This is a genomic window from Gammaproteobacteria bacterium (genome assembly GCA_027296625.1).
In the GTDB taxonomy this organism is placed as follows: Bacteria; Pseudomonadota; Gammaproteobacteria; order JAKEHO01; family JAKEHO01; genus JAKEHO01.
Genome location: JAPUIX010000012.1, coordinates 20,059 through 39,860 on the forward strand (window position 1 = coordinate 20,059; position 19,802 = coordinate 39,860).

Annotated in this window: 22 protein-coding genes; 18 read left to right on the plus strand and 4 right to left on the minus strand. The window is 53.1% G+C overall.

Annotated elements, in window-relative coordinates:
• Positions 1 to 109: 109 nt before the first annotated feature.
• Genes O6944_00410 through sppA form a run of 3 tightly spaced genes read left to right on the plus strand, consistent with a single transcriptional unit; the run spans position 110 to position 2,752 of the window.
• Entirely contained in the window at positions 110 to 1,069 is a 960-nt protein-coding gene (locus O6944_00410; GenBank protein ID MCZ6717615.1) for an RluA family pseudouridine synthase, read from the plus strand.
• Positions 1,062 to 1,730: an HAD-IA family hydrolase gene (locus O6944_00415; GenBank protein MCZ6717616.1), complete on the plus strand. Its 669-nt coding sequence runs from the start codon at positions 1,062 to 1,064 to the stop codon at positions 1,728 to 1,730. Before O6944_00410 ends, O6944_00415 begins: the two co-directional genes overlap by 8 nt.
• Before the next feature lie 56 nt (positions 1,731 to 1,786).
• On the plus strand, positions 1,787 to 2,752 hold the full coding sequence (gene sppA, locus O6944_00420; protein MCZ6717617.1) for a signal peptide peptidase SppA: 966 nt from the start codon (positions 1,787 to 1,789) through the stop codon (positions 2,750 to 2,752).
• Between the two features lie 26 nt (positions 2,753 to 2,778).
• Here the strand turns inward: sppA and O6944_00425 are convergent, their stop codons facing one another.
• Positions 2,779 to 3,387: a Maf family nucleotide pyrophosphatase gene (locus tag O6944_00425; protein MCZ6717618.1), complete on the minus strand. Its 609-nt coding sequence runs from the start codon at positions 3,385 to 3,387 to the stop codon at positions 2,779 to 2,781.
• Positions 3,388 to 3,544: 157 nt separating this feature from the next.
• Here O6944_00425 and O6944_00430 point away from each other — a divergent pair, with 157 nt between their 5' ends.
• The 14 genes from O6944_00430 (at position 3,545) to O6944_00495 (ending at position 14,810) form a co-directional block, all read left to right on the plus strand.
• On the plus strand, positions 3,545 to 4,060 hold the full coding sequence (locus tag O6944_00430) for a YceD family protein (GenBank protein MCZ6717619.1): 516 nt from the start codon (positions 3,545 to 3,547) through the stop codon (positions 4,058 to 4,060).
• 17 nt (positions 4,061 to 4,077) lie between these two features.
• Positions 4,078 to 4,263 (plus strand): 50S ribosomal protein L32, encoded by a 186-nt coding sequence (rpmF, locus tag O6944_00435; protein MCZ6717620.1) that lies wholly within the window; start codon positions 4,078 to 4,080, stop codon positions 4,261 to 4,263.
• A gap of 326 nt (positions 4,264 to 4,589) precedes the next feature.
• Complete coding sequence (plsX, locus tag O6944_00440) at positions 4,590 to 5,612, plus strand: phosphate acyltransferase PlsX (protein ID MCZ6717621.1); 1,023 nt, start codon at positions 4,590 to 4,592, stop codon at positions 5,610 to 5,612.
• Positions 5,609 to 6,577: a ketoacyl-ACP synthase III gene (locus O6944_00445; GenBank protein ID MCZ6717622.1), complete on the plus strand. Its 969-nt coding sequence runs from the start codon at positions 5,609 to 5,611 to the stop codon at positions 6,575 to 6,577. Before plsX ends, O6944_00445 begins: the two co-directional genes overlap by 4 nt.
• Positions 6,578 to 6,595: 18 nt before the next feature.
• Positions 6,596 to 7,534 (plus strand): ACP S-malonyltransferase, encoded by a 939-nt coding sequence (gene fabD / locus O6944_00450; protein ID MCZ6717623.1) that lies wholly within the window; start codon positions 6,596 to 6,598, stop codon positions 7,532 to 7,534.
• Positions 7,535 to 7,543: 9 nt separating this feature from the next.
• Positions 7,544 to 8,287 (plus strand): 3-oxoacyl-ACP reductase FabG, encoded by a 744-nt coding sequence (gene fabG / locus O6944_00455; GenBank protein ID MCZ6717624.1) that lies wholly within the window; start codon positions 7,544 to 7,546, stop codon positions 8,285 to 8,287.
• Positions 8,288 to 8,441: 154 nt separating this feature from the next.
• A complete protein-coding gene (gene acpP, locus O6944_00460; GenBank protein ID MCZ6717625.1) occupies positions 8,442 to 8,678 on the plus strand; it encodes an acyl carrier protein in 237 nt (78 codons plus the stop codon).
• 81 nt (positions 8,679 to 8,759) lie between these two features.
• On the plus strand, positions 8,760 to 10,001 hold the full coding sequence (gene fabF, locus O6944_00465; protein ID MCZ6717626.1) for a beta-ketoacyl-ACP synthase II: 1,242 nt from the start codon (positions 8,760 to 8,762) through the stop codon (positions 9,999 to 10,001).
• A 164-nt stretch (positions 10,002 to 10,165) separates the two neighbouring features.
• Entirely contained in the window at positions 10,166 to 10,990 is an 825-nt protein-coding gene (gene pabC / locus O6944_00470) for an aminodeoxychorismate lyase (protein ID MCZ6717627.1), read from the plus strand.
• Positions 10,983 to 12,017, plus strand: coding sequence for an endolytic transglycosylase MltG (gene mltG, locus O6944_00475; protein MCZ6717628.1), 1,035 nt, complete (start codon positions 10,983 to 10,985; stop codon positions 12,015 to 12,017). Before pabC ends, mltG begins: the two co-directional genes overlap by 8 nt.
• A 27-nt stretch (positions 12,018 to 12,044) precedes the next feature.
• Entirely contained in the window at positions 12,045 to 12,662 is a 618-nt protein-coding gene (tmk, locus tag O6944_00480) for a dTMP kinase (protein MCZ6717629.1), read from the plus strand.
• The gene (locus O6944_00485; GenBank protein ID MCZ6717630.1) at positions 12,659 to 13,666 is read left to right on the plus strand and encodes a DNA polymerase III subunit delta'; all 1,008 of its coding nucleotides are present in this window, start codon (positions 12,659 to 12,661) and stop codon (positions 13,664 to 13,666) included. The genes tmk and O6944_00485 overlap by 4 nt, the downstream gene beginning before the upstream one ends.
• Positions 13,663 to 14,022, plus strand: a complete 360-nt coding sequence (locus O6944_00490; GenBank protein ID MCZ6717631.1) for a PilZ domain-containing protein — start codon at positions 13,663 to 13,665, stop codon at positions 14,020 to 14,022. The genes O6944_00485 and O6944_00490 overlap by 4 nt, the downstream gene beginning before the upstream one ends.
• An 8-nt stretch (positions 14,023 to 14,030) precedes the next feature.
• Positions 14,031 to 14,810: a TatD family hydrolase gene (locus O6944_00495; protein ID MCZ6717632.1), complete on the plus strand. Its 780-nt coding sequence runs from the start codon at positions 14,031 to 14,033 to the stop codon at positions 14,808 to 14,810.
• A gap of 13 nt (positions 14,811 to 14,823) precedes the next feature.
• Here the strand turns inward: O6944_00495 and O6944_00500 are convergent, their stop codons facing one another.
• The gene (locus O6944_00500) at positions 14,824 to 15,957 is read right to left on the minus strand and encodes an aminotransferase class V-fold PLP-dependent enzyme (GenBank protein ID MCZ6717633.1); all 1,134 of its coding nucleotides are present in this window, start codon (positions 15,955 to 15,957) and stop codon (positions 14,824 to 14,826) included.
• 951 nt (positions 15,958 to 16,908) lie between these two features.
• Between O6944_00500 and O6944_00505 the strand changes: the two genes are divergently transcribed.
• Entirely contained in the window at positions 16,909 to 18,738 is a 1,830-nt protein-coding gene (locus tag O6944_00505; GenBank protein MCZ6717634.1) for a hypothetical protein, read from the plus strand.
• A 13-nt stretch (positions 18,739 to 18,751) separates the two neighbouring features.
• Here O6944_00505 and O6944_00510 read toward each other — a convergent pair whose 3' ends face one another.
• Both O6944_00510 and O6944_00515 read right to left on the minus strand, forming a co-directional pair.
• Positions 18,752 to 19,579: a hypothetical protein gene (locus tag O6944_00510; GenBank protein MCZ6717635.1), complete on the minus strand. Its 828-nt coding sequence runs from the start codon at positions 19,577 to 19,579 to the stop codon at positions 18,752 to 18,754.
• A 1-nt stretch (position 19,580) separates the two neighbouring features.
• A partial coding sequence (locus O6944_00515; GenBank protein MCZ6717636.1) for a hypothetical protein occupies positions 19,581 to 19,802 on the minus strand: 222 nt, incomplete at its 5' end.

The window sequence follows — 19,802 nt, forward strand, 5'->3', positions numbered from 1 at the left end:
CTTGGCACATATACCATTCGGTGCCCTTCAAAGATCTCAGGGAAACGCCCCGAAAATCTGTGGATAATATAACAGTGTTAACAGATTACGACAACTGCAGAACCAAGCAATGAATCAGACTTTTTCTCCGCGTAAACCGAGCGTACGCTACCTGGCCATTGAAAACAGCCACGCCGGGCGTCGGATCGACAATATGCTTATTAGTGAGCTTAAAGGAGTACCGAAGAGCCGTATCTACCGCATGCTCAGAACGGGAGAAGTGCGAGTGAATCGGGCGAGGGTGCGCCAGGATTACCGTCTAAAGGCGGGCGATGTTGTGCGGATACCGCCTGTGCGCACAAAAGTGGGCAAGGCACAATCCGACCCCCCGGCGCGACTGTGTCGGCAGATCGATCACAGCGTTCTCTTTGAAGATGAGCGGCTTCTTGTGCTCAACAAGCCAACAGGAATTGCCGTCCACGGTGGTAGTGGTTTGAAGTTTGGCATTATTCAGGTCCTGCGGGCAGCGAGACCCAATATCGACCGTTTGGAACTGGTCCATCGCCTTGATCGGGGTACATCGGGCTGTTTAATCATTGCGAAAGAGCCACGCGTGCTGCGCCAGCTCCATAAAATGCTACGTGATGGGCAGATTGACAAGCATTATCTCGCACTGCTTGGCGGTCGTTGGCGCGGCAAGGAAAGAAAAGTGACGGGAACATTACGGAAGAATGTCCAGCGATCGGGTGAGCGCATGGTGGAAGTGCGATCAGATGGAAAGTTGGCGGTCAGTGTATTTATGCCAACGGCGCGATACCAAGATATGACCCTGGTGGAGATTAAACTCTCGACCGGGCGAACACATCAGATCCGCGTCCACGCTGCACTTATCAATCACCCTGTTGCCGGTGATCGGAAATATGGCGATTGGGAAGTCAATCGTCAGGCCCGGGGATACGGCCTAAAGCGCTTGTTCTTGCACGCAAACAGACTAAGCTTCAGACTCCCTGAGCACGGTGACCGTATCTCTGTCGAGGCGCCGTTGCCCCAGGACCTATCCGAAGTGTTAGACAGGTTGCAAGGTGGGTAGCGGCCGCGATTTTCGCCTGTTGGTTTTTGATTGGGACGGCACGCTCATGGACTCGGAGGCGCGTATTGTGTCAGCGATGCAGACAGCAATTGCTGAGGCGAAGCTTCCACCGCCAAGCAACCGACAGGTACGCAACATCATCGGATTGGGGCTGGACGACGCAATTCGCCAACTTTACCCGGAGACTAAGGCGCATATTCGAGACCACCTTGCGGAATGCTATCGCGTTCATTTCCGCCACGCAGATAGCGTTTCAACACCACTGTTTCCTGGTGCGAGGGAAACCCTGCATACGCTGCATGTCACGGGTTATCTTTTAGGGGTTGCCACAGGTAAAAGCCGGCGCGGTTTGAACCGTGCGTTTGAAGAAACTGGGGTTGGACCGCTGTTTCATGCATCGCAATGTGCCGATGAGGCATTCTCAAAGCCGCACCCACAAATGCTTAAAGCCATTATGGATAAATTGGGAGTCGATACCCAAGATACCCTCGTTATCGGCGATAGCGAATACGATCTACAGATGGCAAACAACGCTGGGACTGCATGCTTAGCCGTGAGTTATGGCGTACAATCGCCCGAACATTTGCTAAAATATAAGCCTTTAGATGTTCTCGAAAATATCGTTGCTCTACCCGAGTGGTTAATTCGAATCAAGGCTTGATTGCCCGGTCATTGAGATTATGATTCAAGACACCGAGTACAGGATGCCTGACTGAAATGAATCAACAGGATCAGCAAACCTCGACTGCCGATCGACCAGGACAGACGAATTGGGAACGCGATCTGATCACGCGCATCGCGATGGCGGGGCTTGACGAACAGCGGCGCGCACGCCGTTGGGGTATTTTCTTTAAGACGTTGTTGTTCATCTACCTGTTTGCGCTGTTATTTGCGTATCTCCCGGACGACTGGAGTCAAGCCAAAATTGGCAAGGGTAAACATACAGCGCTGATTGAAATCGATGGGATCATCGCAGCAGATAGCCAGGCAAGTGCTGATAATATCGTCAGTGGGCTTCGAGCAGCCCTTGAAGACAGTAAAACTGCCGGTGTCATCCTACGGATCAATAGCCCGGGGGGAAGCCCCGTGCAGGCGGGCTACGTCAACGATGAGATTGCGCGCTTGCGCGATATATATCCCGAGATTCCGATTTATGCAGTGATCAGTGACACTTGCGCATCTGGAGGCTATTACATCGCTGTTGCTGCAGATAAAATATTTGTTAATAAAGCCAGTATCGTTGGTTCTATTGGAGTGGTGTTAGATGGTTTTGGGTATCTCGGTGCGATGGAGAAAATTGGGATTGAGCGACGATTAATAGCGGCGGGCAAGCACAAGGGCTTTCTTGATCCGTTCTCGCCACTGCAACCGGATGATGTGCGTCACGTCCAATTAATGCTAGATAATATTCATAGTCAATTTGTCAAAGTTGTTAAAGAGGGGAGGGGAGACCGGCTGAAGGATGATCAGAAGATCTTCAGCGGACTCATCTGGACTGGTGAGCAAAGCCTCGAGCTCGGACTGGTTGACGCGTTAGGCAGCGCCGGTTATGTCGCGAGGGAAGTCATTGGGGCCGAAGAAATTGTCGATTTCACGCCGACAGAAAGTTACTTTGATCGTTTCGCCAGGCGGTTAGGCACCGTCCTAGCAGAAAAACTGAGCACTAGACTGCAATTCAAGTAGGCCTCCAGCCGACGGTTGTCGGTTGATTATGGTACGTAGATCCCCTCATTCGCAAGCATCGTCACGAGCCGAATAAGAGGTAATCCCAGCAGCACTGTGGGATCATCACCGGCCATCTTTGTAAACAGAGCAACGCCCAAACGTTCGGATTTTATACTGCCTGCGCAGTCATACGGTTGTTCAAGCGCTAGGTAGCGGTCAATCTGCGCGTCTGTAAGAGCACGAAACTGGATGCTGTAGCGCACGCAATCGACCTGAACTCTGTCTAAAGCCGAATTTAGTAAACATAAACCCGCTAGAAACTCCACGTGTTGCCCGCTGGCTTTCCTAAGCTGTTCTCTCGCCTTTTCAGGGGTTCCGGGTTTCCCCATGATCTCGCCCCCGACCAGGGAAATCTGATCCGAACCAACAATAAGCGCCCGAGGATAGGTTTCTATCTGAGCTTTCGCCTTTGCTTGAGCTAACCTGACTACGAGCTGTTCCGGTGACTCCCCTGGCTGGGTAGACTCATCGATTCCCGGATCAAAGCTGTCAAAAGCCAGCCGTAATCGTTTAAGGAGTGCCGTTTTATGTGGCGAGGTGGAAGCCAGAATCAGTCGCGGTTTGTTATGAATCGAAGATTGCGTAGTGCCCATCCTCAATGAGTTTACCTGAATGTCGCATACGTTATACGCATTCTCCCCGATATTCGGCTTCACCGCGGTCGCTCTATTCAGCCGGCCAGTGTCTTAACTCCTTGGTAGTATTATGGTTTTTGACACATTGCCGCGTGCACTATAATATGGCCTGACAATGCTGCACTGCCTGCCGGTAACAATTGACCCGTTGCATCTTGCGGAGGTTGGGAGCACCCTTTGCGGGCGTCTTGGCCTTCATCGGATGGCACGTCTCAGGCCAAGCCTCTATAAAGCTGAAGGCGAGGTCGAGATCGCATTGGAGTTTGGTAAGGACTCCGAGGGGTATTCTTGTTTGACGGGCCAGCTGATGGCTTCTGTACAAGTTGTATGTCAGCGTTGCTTACAACCCATGCAACTGTCGGTCGAAGGTGATATCAGATTGGGGCTTGTTTCGAGTGCTGAAGCGGCTGCACAGTTACCGGCGTACTATGAGCCGCTCATCGTCACAGAAAAGGCAATGTCGTTAGCGGAGATCATTGAAGACGAACTGATATTGGCCTTACCCATTTCACCAATACATTCTCAGGATGTATGTCTAGCCGGTAGTGCCTTCGAGCATGAGCAGGCTCCCCCTTATTCTCGCCCATTTGATGCATTGTCAGTATTGAAGCACAGTCATCGTACCGATTAAAAGGAGACCAGAGACCAATGGCCGTACAAAAAAAGCGCAAGACGCCGTCTAAACGTGACATGCGTCGCGCCCACGATGCTTTGACACCACCAACTATCAGTATCGAGCCAAAAACAGGTGAAATCCATCTGCGTCACCATATTAGTCCCGATGGCTATTATCGCGGCCGCAAAGTGATCGCTACCCCGGGTGAAAAAGAATAAAATTTCCGACGCCGCAAGTACGAATCGATTTTGCATCACAGACTATATGAGTCAACATTATTCCTGGCTTTCAAGCCTTTCCTTTATGTGCAGGCATGTTCTTCGCTCTGCCATCCTGGTATCAGTTGACTGCAGCTTTCGACAATGGTTGTCATTTGTTGGTAGGACCCAAAGCGTTCTATTCTCCGTTTTTTGGGGGCGCGAATTCGTAAAATGCGCTCCTCCAACATCTCTGAGATCCTAAGCTTATCTTTGCAGGTTCATAGAAAGCCCATGCACGACAACAGCCAATTTTATATGTTGTTAGCCTGGTATAGAGGCAAACATTGAAACCTTCCATCGCCCTAGATGCAATGGGTGGCGATCACGGCCCCGCCGCGGTAATTCCGGCCGCATTGCATATGCTGAAAAAGCACAGCGATTTGCAGCTAATTCTTGTCGGCCACCAAGACATCTTGCGACAAACCTTGCGCGATAACCATGCGAATGAAGAGGAGCGACTTATAATTCATCACGCATCTCAACGTGTGCAAATGAATGATCTGCCTGCTCAGGCGCTGAGGAACAAAAAAGATTCTTCAATGAGGGTCGCAATCAACCTCGTACACGATGGAGTTGCACATGCCTGTGTCAGTGCCGGGAACACTGGAGCACTCATGGCAACGGCTCGATTCGTGTTGAAAACGTTACCCGGGATTGATAGGCCGGCGTTTTGTACGATGATGCCAGCGATTAATGGGCACACCCACCTACTTGATCTTGGTGCAAATGTCGATTCAACCTCAGAACAGTTGTTTCAGTTTGCCGTCATGGGTGCCGTTCTGACAAGCGCAGTAGACAATAGCCCCGATCCGCAGGTTGCCTTGCTAAATGTCGGAGAAGAAGACATGAAAGGTAATGAACGAGTAAAGGAAACAGCGGCGTTGTTAATGGAGAGTGATCTGAACTATGTCGGATTCGTTGAAGGTACGGATATCTTTAAAGGTATAGTGGATGTCATCGTATGCGATGGTTTTGTAGGAAATGTTGCAATAAAAGCCAGCGAAGGTGTAGCAGAGATGATCGCTCATTATGCTAAAGAAGAATTTGAAAAATCGATCTATGGCCGACTTGTCGCCCTATTTTCAAGGCCGGTGATAAAGTCACTACGCCGAAAAACTGACCCGCGCCGCTATAACGGGGCGAGTCTACTTGGTTTGCGTGGGATAGTTATAAAGAGTCACGGCAGAGCCGATAAAGTTTCTTTTGCCCATGCAATTCAAGAAGCGATAATTGAGGTTCAAAAAAATGTACCCAACCGAATTAGTTCACTGCTCAAGTCGCTACTGATAGAAAGGCAGGCAGTTTGAATTACTCCCGTATCTGTGGCATAGGCAGCTATCTGCCAGAACGCATATTGACTAATGCCGAACTCGAAAAGATGGTGGATACCTCTGACAAGTGGATTTCAATGCGAACCGGTGTGCGTAAGCGCCACATTGCAGCTGAGGATGAAACCACGTGTGATCTTGCCGAACATGCCGCACGCCGCGCCATCGAAGCTGCCAGCATCACGGCGAATGACGTAGATCTCATCGTGGTTGGTACAACGACACCCGACATGGTTTTTCCAAGTACGGCTTGCCTTTTGCAGCAGCGTCTTAATATCCATGGTTGTGCAGCTTTTGATATCCAGGCGGTATGCACCGGTTTTATATATGCGCTTGACATTGCTGATAAGTTCATTAAGACCGGTGCCGCAAAACGGGCCCTGGTGGTTGGCGCCGAGACCCTATCTCGCATTGTCGATTGGACCGATCGGAGTACCTGTGTCTTATTCGGGGATGGCGCTGGTGCGGTGGTGCTGGAGGCCAGCGACGAACCAGGTATCATTTCGTCTCATTTGCATGCTGATGGAAAATATCAGGAACTTTTAATTGTGCCCTCAGGCATTTCTAAGGGATACGATCGCGTCCAAAATGGTACTGCCTATATCAAGATGCAGGGCAATGAGGTGTTCAAGGTTGCCGTGAATACACTCAGCCGAATCGTAGATGAGACACTTACGGCAAATGATATGAAAAAAGAGGACTTAGATTGGTTAGTGCCACATCAGGCGAACATACGCATTATCAGCGCTACGGCTAAAAAGCTTAATATACCCATGGACCGTGTGGTGGTAACGATCGATCAACACGCCAACACATCGGCTGCGTCTGTACCCCTGGCCTTGGACACTGCTGTACAAGACGGCCGCATCAAACGTGGGGAGATCCTCTTGCTTGAGGCATTCGGAGGCGGGTTTACCTGGGGTTCAACCCTTCTTCGATATTAGACCATCGATCAATCCAGTATGGCACTTGGCATTGTCTTTCCCGGGCAGGGCTCACAATCCGTCGGTATGTTAGATGAGCTTGGTAGCGATCATCCACAGATAAAAGAGACATTTACCGAGGCCTCTGAGGTGCTTGGATATGACCTTTGGCACCTAGTGATTGACGGGCCGGCGGACGAACTAAATCGTACCGAAAACACGCAGCCGGCCATGTTAGCCGCCGGGGTAGCCGTATGGCGCATCTGGTTAAAGAGAGGCGGGCAGCTCCCAGCCAGGGTGGCGGGGCACAGTCTGGGTGAATACACTGCCTTGGTGTGCGCTAATGCCCTGCCATTCGAGGATGCCTTGATCCTGGTTGCTGATCGGGGCGCCTACATGCAAAATGCCGTCCCAAACGGGACTGGCGCCATGGCGGCTATATTAGGGCTCGATGACGCACAGGTTATTGATGTATGTCAGCAGGCCGCACAAGGAGAGGTCGTTTCTGCCGCGAACTTTAATTCGCCCGGGCAGGTTGTAATAGCAGGCCATGTACAGGCGGTTCAACGTGCTTTGCAAACGGCGCGCGCAAGTGGCGCCAAGCGTGCTGTGATGCTCGCAGTGAGCGTCCCATCCCATTGTGAACTGATGATTCCTGCCGCAGATCTCCTTGCGGAGCGGCTCCGCAACATACCCCTTGAAAGTCCATCAATCCCCGTGATTCATAATGTGGATACTTCAATTCGCAATGAGCCTGAAGCCATCACACAGGCGTTGGTGAAACAGCTTTACCATCCAGTGTGTTGGGTAGGAACGATTCAAAAGATGGTGCATAGTGGCGTCGACCGGATTATCGAGTGCGGCCCTGGCAAGGTATTGACTGGACTTAATAAGCGCATAGATCGACATCTCCACAGCCTACCGTTATCCAATCCTGCAAGCCTCGCTGAGGCATTAACACATGCATCGGCATCGTAGGGCGTCACGGTGACACTGAAGGATCAGATTGCCCTGGTCACAGGATCAAGCCGTGGAATTGGTCAAGCGGTTGCACTTGAACTTGGACGCCAAGGTGCGTTCGTCATCGGTACGGCAACGTCAGCAAAGGGACTGCGTAGTATTGAAATCACCCTCAATGATCATGGAATTGCGGGCAAGGCCCTTGTGTTAGACGTGGCTGATCCCCAGTCAGTCGCTTCCGTTACGCAGACGCTCGCTGCCGAAGAACACACGCCTACGATCCTTGTGAACAACGCTGGCATCACACGTGATAATGTTCTTGTACGTATGAGCGAAGAAGAGTGGACGTCGGTCATTAATACCAATTTAACCTCGGTTTACCGGCTTTGTAAGGCCTATTTGCGCACCATGATGAAGGCACGTAATGGGCGGATCATCAATATGACGTCGGTGGTAGGGCTATCAGGCAATGCTGGGCAGGTAAATTATGCCGCTGCAAAAGCGGGGATTATCGGTTTAACCCGGGCGCTGGCGAGAGAAGTCGCCTCGCGGGGCATCACCGTCAATGCCGTTGCACCAGGATTTATCGATACGGATATGACGCGTAACCTCTCGGACAGCCAGCGCAGTGCAATACTTGAGCAGATCCCTTTGAACCGTCTTGGACAGACAAGTGAGGTTGCTGCGACCGTGGCCTTTTTGGCGTCCCCCGCCGCGGCCTACATTACGGGTGAGGTGGTGAACATTAACGGCGGTATGTACATGGGTTAGCTATGTAACATTTTTCATTAAATGTATTATTTAACAATATGATTGTAAAACATTAACCAAGGTCCACTTTGTGTCGCTTGCAAGTTAACGTGTTTTCACTAAACTTAGACCTCGCAGTTTTGCCTGCGCATCATTGAGGGAGGATTTAGCCGTTATGTCTAGCGTGCAAGAACGTGTCAAGAAGATCGTTGTCGAACAGTTAGGCGTTAAGGAGGAAGAGGTGACGACGGAGGCATCATTCGTAGACGATTTAGGAGCAGATTCCCTTGACACAGTCGAATTGGTGATGGCATTGGAAGAAGAATTTAAAACAGAAATTCCGGATGAAGAGGCCGAGAAGATTACAACAGTGGAGCAAGCAATCGATTATATCTCTGCAAATTTGGAGTAACGACTTACAAATCCACCAGGGGGCCGCGTTCACTGTGTATGAGGCGCGGCCTTTTGTTTTGTGTAAATCGAGTATTTTGACATGAGTAAAAGACGTGTAATGGTAACCGGCCTTGGCTTGATAACCCCAGTGGGTAATACGGTTGAGTCCACTTGGAACAATCTATTAGCCGGCCGAAGCGGTATCGCTCCAATTACACATTTTGATACTTCGGAGTTTACGGTCCGATTTGGCGGTTCTATTAAGGATTTCGACGTAACTCAATATCTTTCCCCCAAGGATGCCAGAAAAATGGACCTGTTCATCCATTATGGGATGGCGGCTGGCATACAAGCAATTGAAGATGCCGCTCTGGAAATAACTGAAAAAAACGCTGAACGTATTGGTGTTGCTATTGGTTCAGGTATTGGTGGTTTGCCAAGTATCGAGAACGGACACAATACGTATTTGCAAAGCGGTCCAAAAAAAATGTCACCATTCTATATTCCAAGCAGCATCATCAATATGATCTCAGGAAATTTATCTATCAAGTTCGGCCTCAAAGGGCCGACTTATGCCATCGTTAGTGCCTGCTCGACCGGTACACACAACATCGGTGATGCGGCGCGTATGATCAAATATGGCGACGCAGACGTTATGATTGCTGGCGGAGCAGAGATGGCTACGTCGCCAACTGGGTTAGGTGGGTTCGCTGCCGCACGAGCGCTATCACAGCGCAATGATGAACCCGAAACTGCCAGTCGGCCGTGGGACAAAGACCGCGACGGCTTTGTTCTGAGCGATGGTGCGGGTGTCATTGTATTAGAGGAGTATGAGCATGCAAAAACGCGTGGGGCGCAGATCTACGGGGAGCTAATCGGCTATGGAATGAGCAGCGATGCCTATCACGTTACGGCGCCACCGGAAGGCGGAGAAGGGGCGGTTCGCTGTATAGAAAATGCACTCCGCGATGCTGAAATCAACCCCGAGCAAGTCGATTATATTAATGCGCACGGCACGTCGACGCCTCTTGGCGACAGGGTAGAGACCGAAGCTGTCAAGACAGTGTTTGGCGATCACGCTTATTGTCTTGCTGTAAGTTCAACGAAGTCCATGATCGGGCATCTGTTAGGCGCAGCGGGTGGCGTCGAAGCTATCTTTTCGCTGCTATCAATTCAGGATCAGGTCGCACCGCCAACGACTAATCTATTTACACCGGATCCTGACTGCGACTTGGACTACGTCCCAAATGAAGCTCGCAAGATGAAGATCGACGTTGTACTCTCGAACTCTTTCGGCTTTGGGGGAACAAACAGTACGCTTGTCTTTAAACGTTTGACTTGAGCATTGCAGTGAGTGTCATCAGCAGGGCATTGCTATCTTCCCGTCACCCAAGGCCGCTGCAACGTTGTCTGATAATCTCTTTGAAGCGTCTTTGAAAAGCGCCGCTGTATTGTCAACATAACTATCTGCCTATTCCGCGTTCTCAAAAGGACAAGGAGATTGGTTTGGTCCTCATAAACGGAACACCTTGCGAATATATTGCCGTTCATGAGCGAGGTCTACATTACGGTGATGGTCTATTTGAGACGATGCCGGTGGTCGATGGGAAGCCCCTGTGTTGGGAACGACATATTAACCGTCTTCATCACGCCTGCGAGCGGTTGCGCATTCCATTTCCCGGTGAACGATTGCTTGTTGACGAGGCACAGCAAGTGTGTGCCGCAGTTAAACACGGTGTCTTAAAGATCATTCTTACGCGGGGAAGCGGCGCTCGCGGCTATCGTGCGCCCATCGACGCCGAACCCACCCGCATCATTGCGGAGTACCCCTGGCCGAATTATCCACAGGCGTATTACACCCACGGCATTACGGTCCGTTTGTGCGATACGCGCTTAGGCCGTAACAAGGATCTTGCTGGCATCAAGCACCTGAATCGATTGGAGCAAGTGCTTGCCCGTAGTGAGTGGGACGATCCCTCTGTAGCAGAAGGATTAATGCTGGACACTGAGGATTATGTCATTGAAGGCACGATGACCAATCTTTTTATGGTATCAAATGAGGAACTCGTCACGCCTGACTTAATGTTCTGCGGTATCGCTGGCGTGATGCGGAGCCTTGTGATAGATGCTGCGCCCAAACTTGGAATAGCATTAAAAGTAACGAATTTACGTCTAGGGGATCTAATGAGCGCGGAAGAGGTATTTTTATGTAACAGTGTAGTTGGCATATGGGTAGTAAGGCAACTCGACCAACACGAATATCCTTTTGGTAGTCTGGCAAACCGGATGATCGAGCACCTTCACGAAGAAAGGGTTTTAGCAATTGGCTGAAACGCGCCATGTTGCAATCACAATCTTAGCCATTTCCCTTTTATTGGCAGGCTTTTTCGGAGTTTGGCTTTGGACAGACGTTCAGCGTGCAATGAACACCCCGATTGCATTAGATCATTCTTCCCTGAGATACGCCATTAAGCCCGGCATGACCCTCCGAGCCGTGGCATATGAGCTGGCTGATCTTGGCGTACTTAAACATCCCAATTACATGATTTTGGTGGGACGCTTACAGGGCAACGAAGGGGAAATCAAAGTAGGCGAATATGAATTTAGCCCGGCTTCAACACCATTACAGATGCTAGATGACTTCGTTAAAGGGAAGGTGCTTCAATATGCTTTAAGACTCATTGAGGGATGGACTTTCTCAGAGGTCCTGGCGGCTGTCAAAAACGATGAATATTTGATTCATCATCTAACGGACTATGATCACGAAGCGGTCATGACCAAACTGGGCCAACCTGGCGTTCACCCGGAAGGGCGATTTTTCCCCGATACCTATTTTTTCCCCTTGGGCACCACAGACATCGATTTTCTGCTGTGGGCGCAAAAGACGATGGATGAAGTCCTCGCCGAAGAATGGACACGACGGGATTTCGATCTGCCGTATAATTCGCCTTATGCAGCATTAATTATGGCATCAATCATAGAAAAGGAGACGGGTGTAGCCGAGGAACGTTCTAAAATCAGTGGCGTTTTTGTGCGGCGACTGCAGCGCGGCATGAAGCTGCAAACAGATCCAACCGTGATCTACGCCCTTGGAGATCAATTCGAAGGTAACATCAAGCGAACACACCTGGACATTGACAGCCCCTATAATACTTATCGCAACCGAGGTCTTACGCCGACCCCCATTGCAATGCCGGGCGCGGATTCTATCCATGCAGCCCTACATCCTGCGGCGGGTGACGCCCTCTATTTCGTCTCGAAAGGTGACGGCACCCACCATTTTTCAGGATCACTCGCTGAGCACAAGCAAGCAGTGAAAAAATATCAATTAAATAGTATGTCTATAACGCGCGAATAATATATTAAAGACAGCGACCCCCAGAAAATGGGTTATTTTATTACACTTGAAGGTATAGAAGGGGCAGGGAAGAGTACTAACGCAAGATTGCTCAGTGAGCACATTGAGCAATCCGGCAGGCAAGTTCTGTTAACAAGAGAACCGGGTGGCACGCAGGTTGGTGAGACCATACGAACTTTATTATTGGACAGCCACCAACTGAATATCACAGCGGATACAGAGTTACTATTGATGTTCGCTGCTCGTGCCGAGCATTTAGATAAGGCGATCAAACCTGCATTGTGCGCGGGTAAGGTCGTTGTATGTGACCGCTTTACGGATGCGAGTTATGCATACCAGGGCCATGGAAGGAGTATTCCCACAGAACGCATATCAGTTTTGGAATCCTGGGTACAAGGCGATCTAAAACCTGATCTGACCCTCCTGTTAGATGTGCCGGTAGAAATTGGAATCAAGCGCATTAGCGCGCGCGGCAGTGCAGATCGCTTTGAGCGCGAGAGAGCAGAATTTTTCGAAGCAGTCCGTGACTGCTACATATCTCTTGCGAAGACTGACGCTGAACGGATCCGAATCATTGATGCTACGTTGCCGCTGTCTGAGGTACAGGCCAAAATTCGATCACTTGTTGACAGTGTGCTGACATGACTGAGATCTTGCCTTGGCATAAAGGCGCGTGGGAGACTCTTCTGGAAGCCCGCCGCGCAGGCCGATTTCCTCACGCATTGTTGCTCACTGGTCCGAGGGGCATCGGGCTCGGTCAATTTTCAAGACAACTGGCCGCAGGCTTGTTGTGCCGTGAGCCGCTTGCGAATGGATTGGCGTGTCATGCTTGTAAGGCGTGTCGGCTGATTGAAGCGGGCTACCATCCCGATCTCTTTATCGCGATGCCAGAAGCGGAGGGCAAACCAATCAAGATCGATCAGATCCGGGAATTGATCGAGTTCGTCAGTCTAAAAAGCCAATACGAACGCGACAAAATAGGCATTATCGATCCAGCGGATGCGATGAATCGAAATGCCGCCAACAGTTTGCTGAAGACCTTGGAAGAACCACCGCCTCAGTCGCGCATGTTACTGCTTAGCCACCGGCCATCATTTCTTCCGGTTACCGTCCGAAGCCGATGTCAACGGGTTGACCTCATTGCTTCGCCACGATCTGAAGTGATCGCATGGCTTGCGAGCCGGATGAAGGCGCCGCACGAACCGGAGGACCTGCTTTCGCTGGCAGGCAATGGGCCACTCGGGGCCCTGAGAATGCTGGAAGAAGGGGCCTACACCCTGCCACAGGCGCTTCTCGACGACTTAGAAGCCCTATCGCTAAAGCGGTCGGATCCGGTGACGATCGCACAAAAATGGCTCAGCGTTGGGCCAGCTGAAGTGATTGGGTGCTTAATGAGGCTCACAGTCGACATGGCGCGCCTGAAACTGACAGCGGATCCGCCAACCCTTACTAACAGAAGCGCTCGGAACCGCTTGAAAGTATTGATAAAACCGCTAGACTTAACTCAGGTATTGGATTGCTACGAGCGGCTATCGCAGCATCACGTGCTACTAAGCGGCTATTCCAACGTAAATGCTCAAAGTCTGCTAGAAGACGTTACCATTCAGTGGGCGGAGTATAGAGACACCAACGAGAGGAGCATCTTGTGACCGCAACTGCTGGCCGAGATCCACGTCAAGGTATTTTATCGCTCACTATTCGCGATAAGAGTGCTTTGTATGCAGCGTATATGCCGTTTATTAAGAATGGCGGCCTGTTTATCCCTACGGCGAAGAAATACAAGATCGGGGATGAGGTCTTCCTCTTGTTGACGCTGATGGACAGCAAGGAAAAGCTACCCGTTGCCGGTCGTGTGGTGTGGATTACCCCTGTCGGCGCCCAGGGCAACAAGAGTGCGGGCATTGGTGTCCAGTTCAGTGAGCTGGATAAGGGTGCAACGCGCAATAAGATCGAAACCCAGCTAGCCGGTGCCCTGAAGTCCGATAGAAACACCCACACGATGTAATGGCGGGCTTGTTAGTCGACTCGCACTGCCACCTTCCTCTCCTAGACTTACATGACCTTGGCGGCAGCCTAGATGCTGTGCTCTCCAGTGCACGTGAGTTCGGTGTTGGCCACTTCCTATGCGTCTCGGTTGATCTCGCCAGTTTCCCTGACGTGCTGCGTCTGGCGCACACGTATGACAACGTTTTCGCATCCGTAGGTGTCCATCCAAACGCCGAGGCAGGAGAAGAGCCCACCGCCGACGAACTCGCCCAACACGCGTCCGACGCACGCGTCATTGCCATTGGCGAGACAGGGCTTGATTACTATCGCAGCACAGGCGAGCTGGATTGGCAACGGGATCGGTTACGGATCCACATTGCCGCCGCAAAAAAAGCTCGTAAGCCATTGATTATACATATGCGGGAAGCCGCACAAGACCTGCTGTGCATCCTGGAAGAGGAGGGCGCCGAGAAGGTCGGTGGCGTGATGCACTGCTTCACGGGGGACAACGATACCGCCCAGCGGGCCATGGCGATGAATTTCTATATCTCCTTCTCCGGCATCGTTACCTTTAAGAACGCCACGGCGCTGCAGGAAGTTGCCGCCGGGATACCGCTTGAGCGCTTGCTCGTTGAAACGGATGCGCCGTATTTGGCCCCCGTTCCGCACCGTGGCCAACAGAACCAACCGGCGTATGCGCGGCACGTGGCTGAGTCCCTTGCTCAGCTCCGGAATATGCGGTTTGCTGAGCTCGCCGAGGCCACGACCCAGAACTTCTTTGCGCTCTTCAAAGGCGCGCTGCCCTGATCCCGGGGGGACCCTACAGGGCAAGGAGACACTCAAGGGCCCGGTCGAGCTTGGCTCTTGGCGTGTAGAAATGCGGGGAAAAGCGGATCGCGCCTTGGCGCAGCGCGCAGATAACGCCGGATTGTGTGAGCTTCCGATGAACCGTTTTTAGGTCCACCGTTTCTGGGCGAAAAGCGACGATGCCCGCATAGCGCCCCGGCGCCTTCGGGGTTCGCAAGGTAAACTGACTTTTAGAACCAATAACATCAATAAGATATGATGAATTCTTAAGAACATTTCTCTCAATCTGCTCCATGCCAATCTCCTGGAAAAGGGTGAGACTGGCGGATAAGGCGTGGACGCCCAGCATATTGGGGCTGCCGCATTCGAAACGACGCGCCGTAGGCGCCACTCGCCAGTCCCGCCGGTCGTAATCAAGATAATCTTCGGTCATATGCCAACCATATTCGTTAAGGTTCAGCCGCTCGCGCAATGCGCTCCGGCAATAAAAGAGCGCCAAGCCCTCCGGTCCCATCATCCATTTATGCCCATCGGCCATGACGAAATCAGCTTTAACAGCCTGCACATCAAAGCGCACGGCGCCCAAGCTCTGAATCGCATCGACACAAAATAAGATATTGTTGTCGCTGCAGAAATTGCCTAGCTCGCTGAGATTAAGCTGTATCCCCGAGCCGTACTGCACTGAGCTGATTGTCAGTAGGTGCGTGTTCTCGTCACAAGCGGCGATGAGCGCTTGTTCAGGTTCCTTAACTCCTTCGATGGCGACTTCGCGAAATTCGACGCCCAAGGGCGCCAGCGCCTGCCAAACGATGCGATTTGAGGAAAATTCCTGGTCGCTGGAGACGATATTCTGCCCACGTTGCCAGTTGAGGCCACTGGCGACAAACGACAGGGCTTCCGAGGTATTTTTTAAAAGCGCAATATCGTCGGCCGACGGGGCGTTAATCAGCGCCGCCAGCTGCTCGCGCAGCCCCGTCTCCTGCGCGATCCAGGCGGAATAGTTCAGTGCGCCACGAGTAATGTTCTCCCGGGCAAATTCCTCGATGGCACGGGCGGCACGCCGCGGCCAAGGCGAAACACCCGCGTGATTGAGATAGATGACGTCATCGGGTTGCGGGAACTCAATCTCAAGCTTCACAGAGGCCATGATTCACGACGTCATCCGAGGACCGGTCGGCATTCTAGCAGGGAACCCCATCTTCAGCAGCCAGCGCACGGCGGAAATCGCCGCCCTGGATTTCGCATGTGCCGTGGGCGAAAATCGCCGCTAAAGTACGAACACGGCTCATGCTAAATAAGTCCGTCATCCCCGAACCGGACACGGAGGGCGCGGGGTCGGTCTATGCAACCTGAAATCTGCAGTGCAGTCACGGAAATCATGGGAAAGGGGGTATTTTAGGCGGCTTCGAGTCGACCCATAAGAACAGCTAAAAGGCCGAAGGGGTATATGGGCATCGGCAATGGGCACTTGTTGAGGGGGCATCACCTTGGCTACTTCGCATAATGTATATTATGTTAAATCACAATCCTATCCAACGGCGCTCATCTAAAGCCGTACACATCACCCAAAGAAACCAAACCAGGCTGCCCCCCTTCAGCTATCCAGTCGGCCGTTACCGCCACCAACGTCTGTGATGTGAAGGGAGTCTCAAACTCCAGCAATACAATAAGCTAGAATACTCTCTAACGACAGAACATGAAGTTTTGGGCGGGGCTACGTCCCTGTTAAGCAACCGCCCCATGGGGCTCACAACAAAATCTGATGGTGACAGCCTACCGACAAGGGGCCAAAGCCCCCTTTTGGACCAAGCTCGCCGGCCTTCTCGTCGTGATCGCAAGCTTCAGTGCTACCCCATTACATGCCGCGCCCCCCGAACCGGAACCCGACGCGCAGCCAACGCCTGCGGGGGAAACCGAACCGACAGTGCCTGAAGCACCCGCACCCGACCCAGCGCCCCCCCGCGTGCCACCCCCAGAGACCTCAGAGCCCGGCCTAGAAGAGACAGAAGAGCCAACGGAGGACCTTGGCGAGGCGGCCCCGGAGGGCCCAGAATCCTACATCGACCAGCTTATTGGCGAGGAGCTCACTGAGGAGGAGTTGGAAGCGCTGGATGCCGAGGAACTGGCCGTCCCTGGCGTCGGCAGGGAGTCCCTGACCATGGAATACCGCTTGTTTCACCAAAATATCACCGATATTGACCCCGAATTTGAAAACGGCCTGGCGGCCTTCTGGCGGCGCGAAACTGTGAACTACGGGCACCTCAGTGTGGATGTCTTGGGTAAATACGTCATCAATGACCTCAGGGAGGATGGCGAGAATCGCACCGGTGCGAGCTTTACCCTCCGACAGGACGAGTTTGCCCTGACGAATCGCTTGCTGATGGATAACTTCCTTGGGGATGCCCGCGCCGTCACCAATCCGCTCATGAGCCAAAGCTTCCGGTTTCAACTGCCCTCCTCCATCATCCGTGGCGGCAGCAGCGCCCTCTACAGCGACAAGACGGAATTTCGCGTCACAGGTGGCCAGGTCGGCCGCCTCGACGGCATCGCCACACCCACCTTTGAAAACCAGGGCGACACCCTCTGGGGGCTTGGCCTAACCCATGAGTTTGAGAAAAACATGAGTTTTGGGCTGCAGGGCTGGTCCTTGATCGACAACCCACAAATTCCCAATCACGAAAGCGTCGCTGGCGCCATCCAGTACGACAACGCCGAGGCCCGGCAACGTCACCAGTTGCATAGCCTCTATGACACCACGGGCAACTGGGGCGCGTGGTACGACGGCGACAGCTGGGTCAAGCGCTGGCGGCACCGCTATGGGCTGTTTCGCTTCGACCCCGGGCTCTTGTGGACCGACGTGCAGATCGTCAATGATCGCCAGGGGCTCTACTGGCGCGGTGAGAAGCGGACCTTCCGGCGTAACTGGAGCGCCGCTATCGACTATGTCGAGACCAACATTGACGCGGATCCAACGCTGGCCGGGCAAGAACTCTACACCGGCTTTCTCAGCACCGGCTGGCGCGTACGTCGCAAGACCCAGTTAGGCGGGATCGTGAATCTCGCTTTTCGGCGCCCCGGCGAGGGGCTGCCCTCGGATTCAACAGACGCCTATCGGGTGACGGGCTTTATCGACCAGGGGTCCCGGTTCGGTCAGAGCCGCCTCCAGCTCGTCCTCGGTAAAACAATAAATGATCAGAATCCAGACATCGACAACTACCAGATCACCTGGGACCAGGGTTGGGCGGTCCCGAGCACCCATCGCCTCGGTACCACCGTCTCCTATGAACGCGAGGAGGAAAACGGTGATAACACCGACCGCACGACGCTGCAAAGCACCTATGCCCGCGACATCACGGCCAACCTCAATGTCAATGGCAGCGTCAACTTCGTGATGGTGGACGGCGATACCGCAGGTGAGAACCGGGCGCTGAACTTCAATTTCGGGCTCTTCTGGCAATTCTTCAGGAACTGGTCGGCGAACTTCTCCATCAACTACGACCGCAACGTCACAGAACCGCCTGCCGGGGCTCGCCTGACCCTGGAGGACACGCGCATATTCTTCACGCTGAGGCGCACCCAGGTCGGTGGCGGTGCGCCGCGGGTGTACGGGCGCCAAACCGGCGAGCATGGCAAGGGCCGCCTGGTGGGCCGGGTCTTTATGGATGAGAATCGTGACGGGCGGTGGCAGCCGAGCGAGCCGGGCATCCCAGGGCTGACCGTTTATCTGGACGGGCGTTTCGCAGGCCAGACGGACCCCGATGGCCGCTACGAGATCTGGCCGGTGGCCGCTGGCGAGCATCAGGTGTTTATTGCGCTCGAAGACGTACCGCTCCCCTGGGGGCTCGTGGAGGAAACACCGAGACGCTTCCAGGTCCTGGTCCGCGATGCCACCGAGATCGATTTCCCGCTGGTGAGGCTCGACCAGTAGGCCCTTCTCCCCCCTATTCCAGCACGGCATCAATATTGATGCTGCCCCCGTCCCATTCGATGGGTCCCTTGAGCTTCATGGGCATCTTGAACGCAACCGCCTTATCACTGTCTTCAATGTCCGCCGGCCAGAGCGGTATGGCCCGGGTCGCCCCGGGCAGGATGGGGGATGGCGAGACCACCAGGTCCAGCAATTGACCGTTGGCATCTTCGGCTTCCAGTAGCCCTGCCGGGCGTCCATGGGCATTGCCAGCGTTGTGAAAGACGGCCACCGGTACCGGGCGCCCGTCCACCTCTTGGAGGCGGACTTCCTGAAACTGAAGATTCGGCTTGGCATCGCCCACGCCCACATAGACGACTATTGCGATCTGGCCTGCGATGGGAAAGCGAATATCCCCCATCTCGGCGAAGATGTCGGCCTCCGGTGGCGGGGCCACCAGGATTGCAAAGCGGCACTCGCCGGCCGGGGCATCCGGTGGAATATGGACCTCAAAGCGGTAGTTTTTACGCCCCCCCGGGGGAAGCTTTAGACGGCGTCGTTCGATGCGCACCCAGGGACGGCAGCTGCCGGGCTGCAGGGCTTCGGGATGGATGATGATGCCGCCCTCCTTGTTGAGGTCCCAATCGGCAGTCCGCAACACATACTCCCCGATGTCATTGCCGGCATTGCCGATCTGCACCACCTCCCGAACCTTCTCACCGGGTTTGCCCTGCAACTCAAAACGCGGCGGCGAGATGATGGCGGCAAACTCGCCTGCAAACAGGGCCTCTGGGACCATGGACGCGGCCACCAGCAGCACCAGCGCTGCGATGCGGACCTGACACACGATTTCTGTTTTCAATTTAATCGACGTCGATCTCATAAATCGGGTCAAAACTGAGCGGCACCACTAAATCGCGGGAATCAATATACATGGTAAAGTCGAAGATATCCGTCATCAGGGGTGCCGGGATCGGGCCTTCGAAGATCTGGTGGCGATTGCCCGCCACCACCGATCCATTGTTAAAGATGCCCTGCGTCTTCCACTCCAAGCGGATGGCGTTGGGGCTCCTCAAACCCCGGAT

Bases quoted from the DNA above. Each gene is read 5' to 3' on its own strand.
- O6944_00410 (MCZ6717615.1), top strand. From the start codon at position 110: ATGAATCAGACTTTTTCTCCGCGTAAACCGAGCGTACGCTACCTGGCC.
- sppA (MCZ6717617.1), top strand. From the start codon at position 1,787: ATGAATCAACAGGATCAGCAAACCTCGACTGCCGATCGACCAGGACAG.
- O6944_00425 (MCZ6717618.1), bottom strand. From the start codon at position 3,387: ATGGGCACTACGCAATCTTCGATTCATAACAAACCGCGACTGATTCTG.
- O6944_00430 (MCZ6717619.1), top strand. From the start codon at position 3,545: ATGCTGCACTGCCTGCCGGTAACAATTGACCCGTTGCATCTTGCGGAG.
- rpmF (MCZ6717620.1), top strand. From the start codon at position 4,078: ATGGCCGTACAAAAAAAGCGCAAGACGCCGTCTAAACGTGACATGCGT.
- fabD (MCZ6717623.1), top strand. From the start codon at position 6,596: ATGGCACTTGGCATTGTCTTTCCCGGGCAGGGCTCACAATCCGTCGGT.
- acpP (MCZ6717625.1), top strand. From the start codon at position 8,442: ATGTCTAGCGTGCAAGAACGTGTCAAGAAGATCGTTGTCGAACAGTTA.
- fabF (MCZ6717626.1), top strand. From the start codon at position 8,760: ATGAGTAAAAGACGTGTAATGGTAACCGGCCTTGGCTTGATAACCCCA.
- tmk (MCZ6717629.1), top strand. From the start codon at position 12,045: ATGGGTTATTTTATTACACTTGAAGGTATAGAAGGGGCAGGGAAGAGT.
- O6944_00485 (MCZ6717630.1), top strand. From the start codon at position 12,659: ATGACTGAGATCTTGCCTTGGCATAAAGGCGCGTGGGAGACTCTTCTG.
- O6944_00500 (MCZ6717633.1), bottom strand. From the start codon at position 15,957: ATGGCCTCTGTGAAGCTTGAGATTGAGTTCCCGCAACCCGATGACGTC.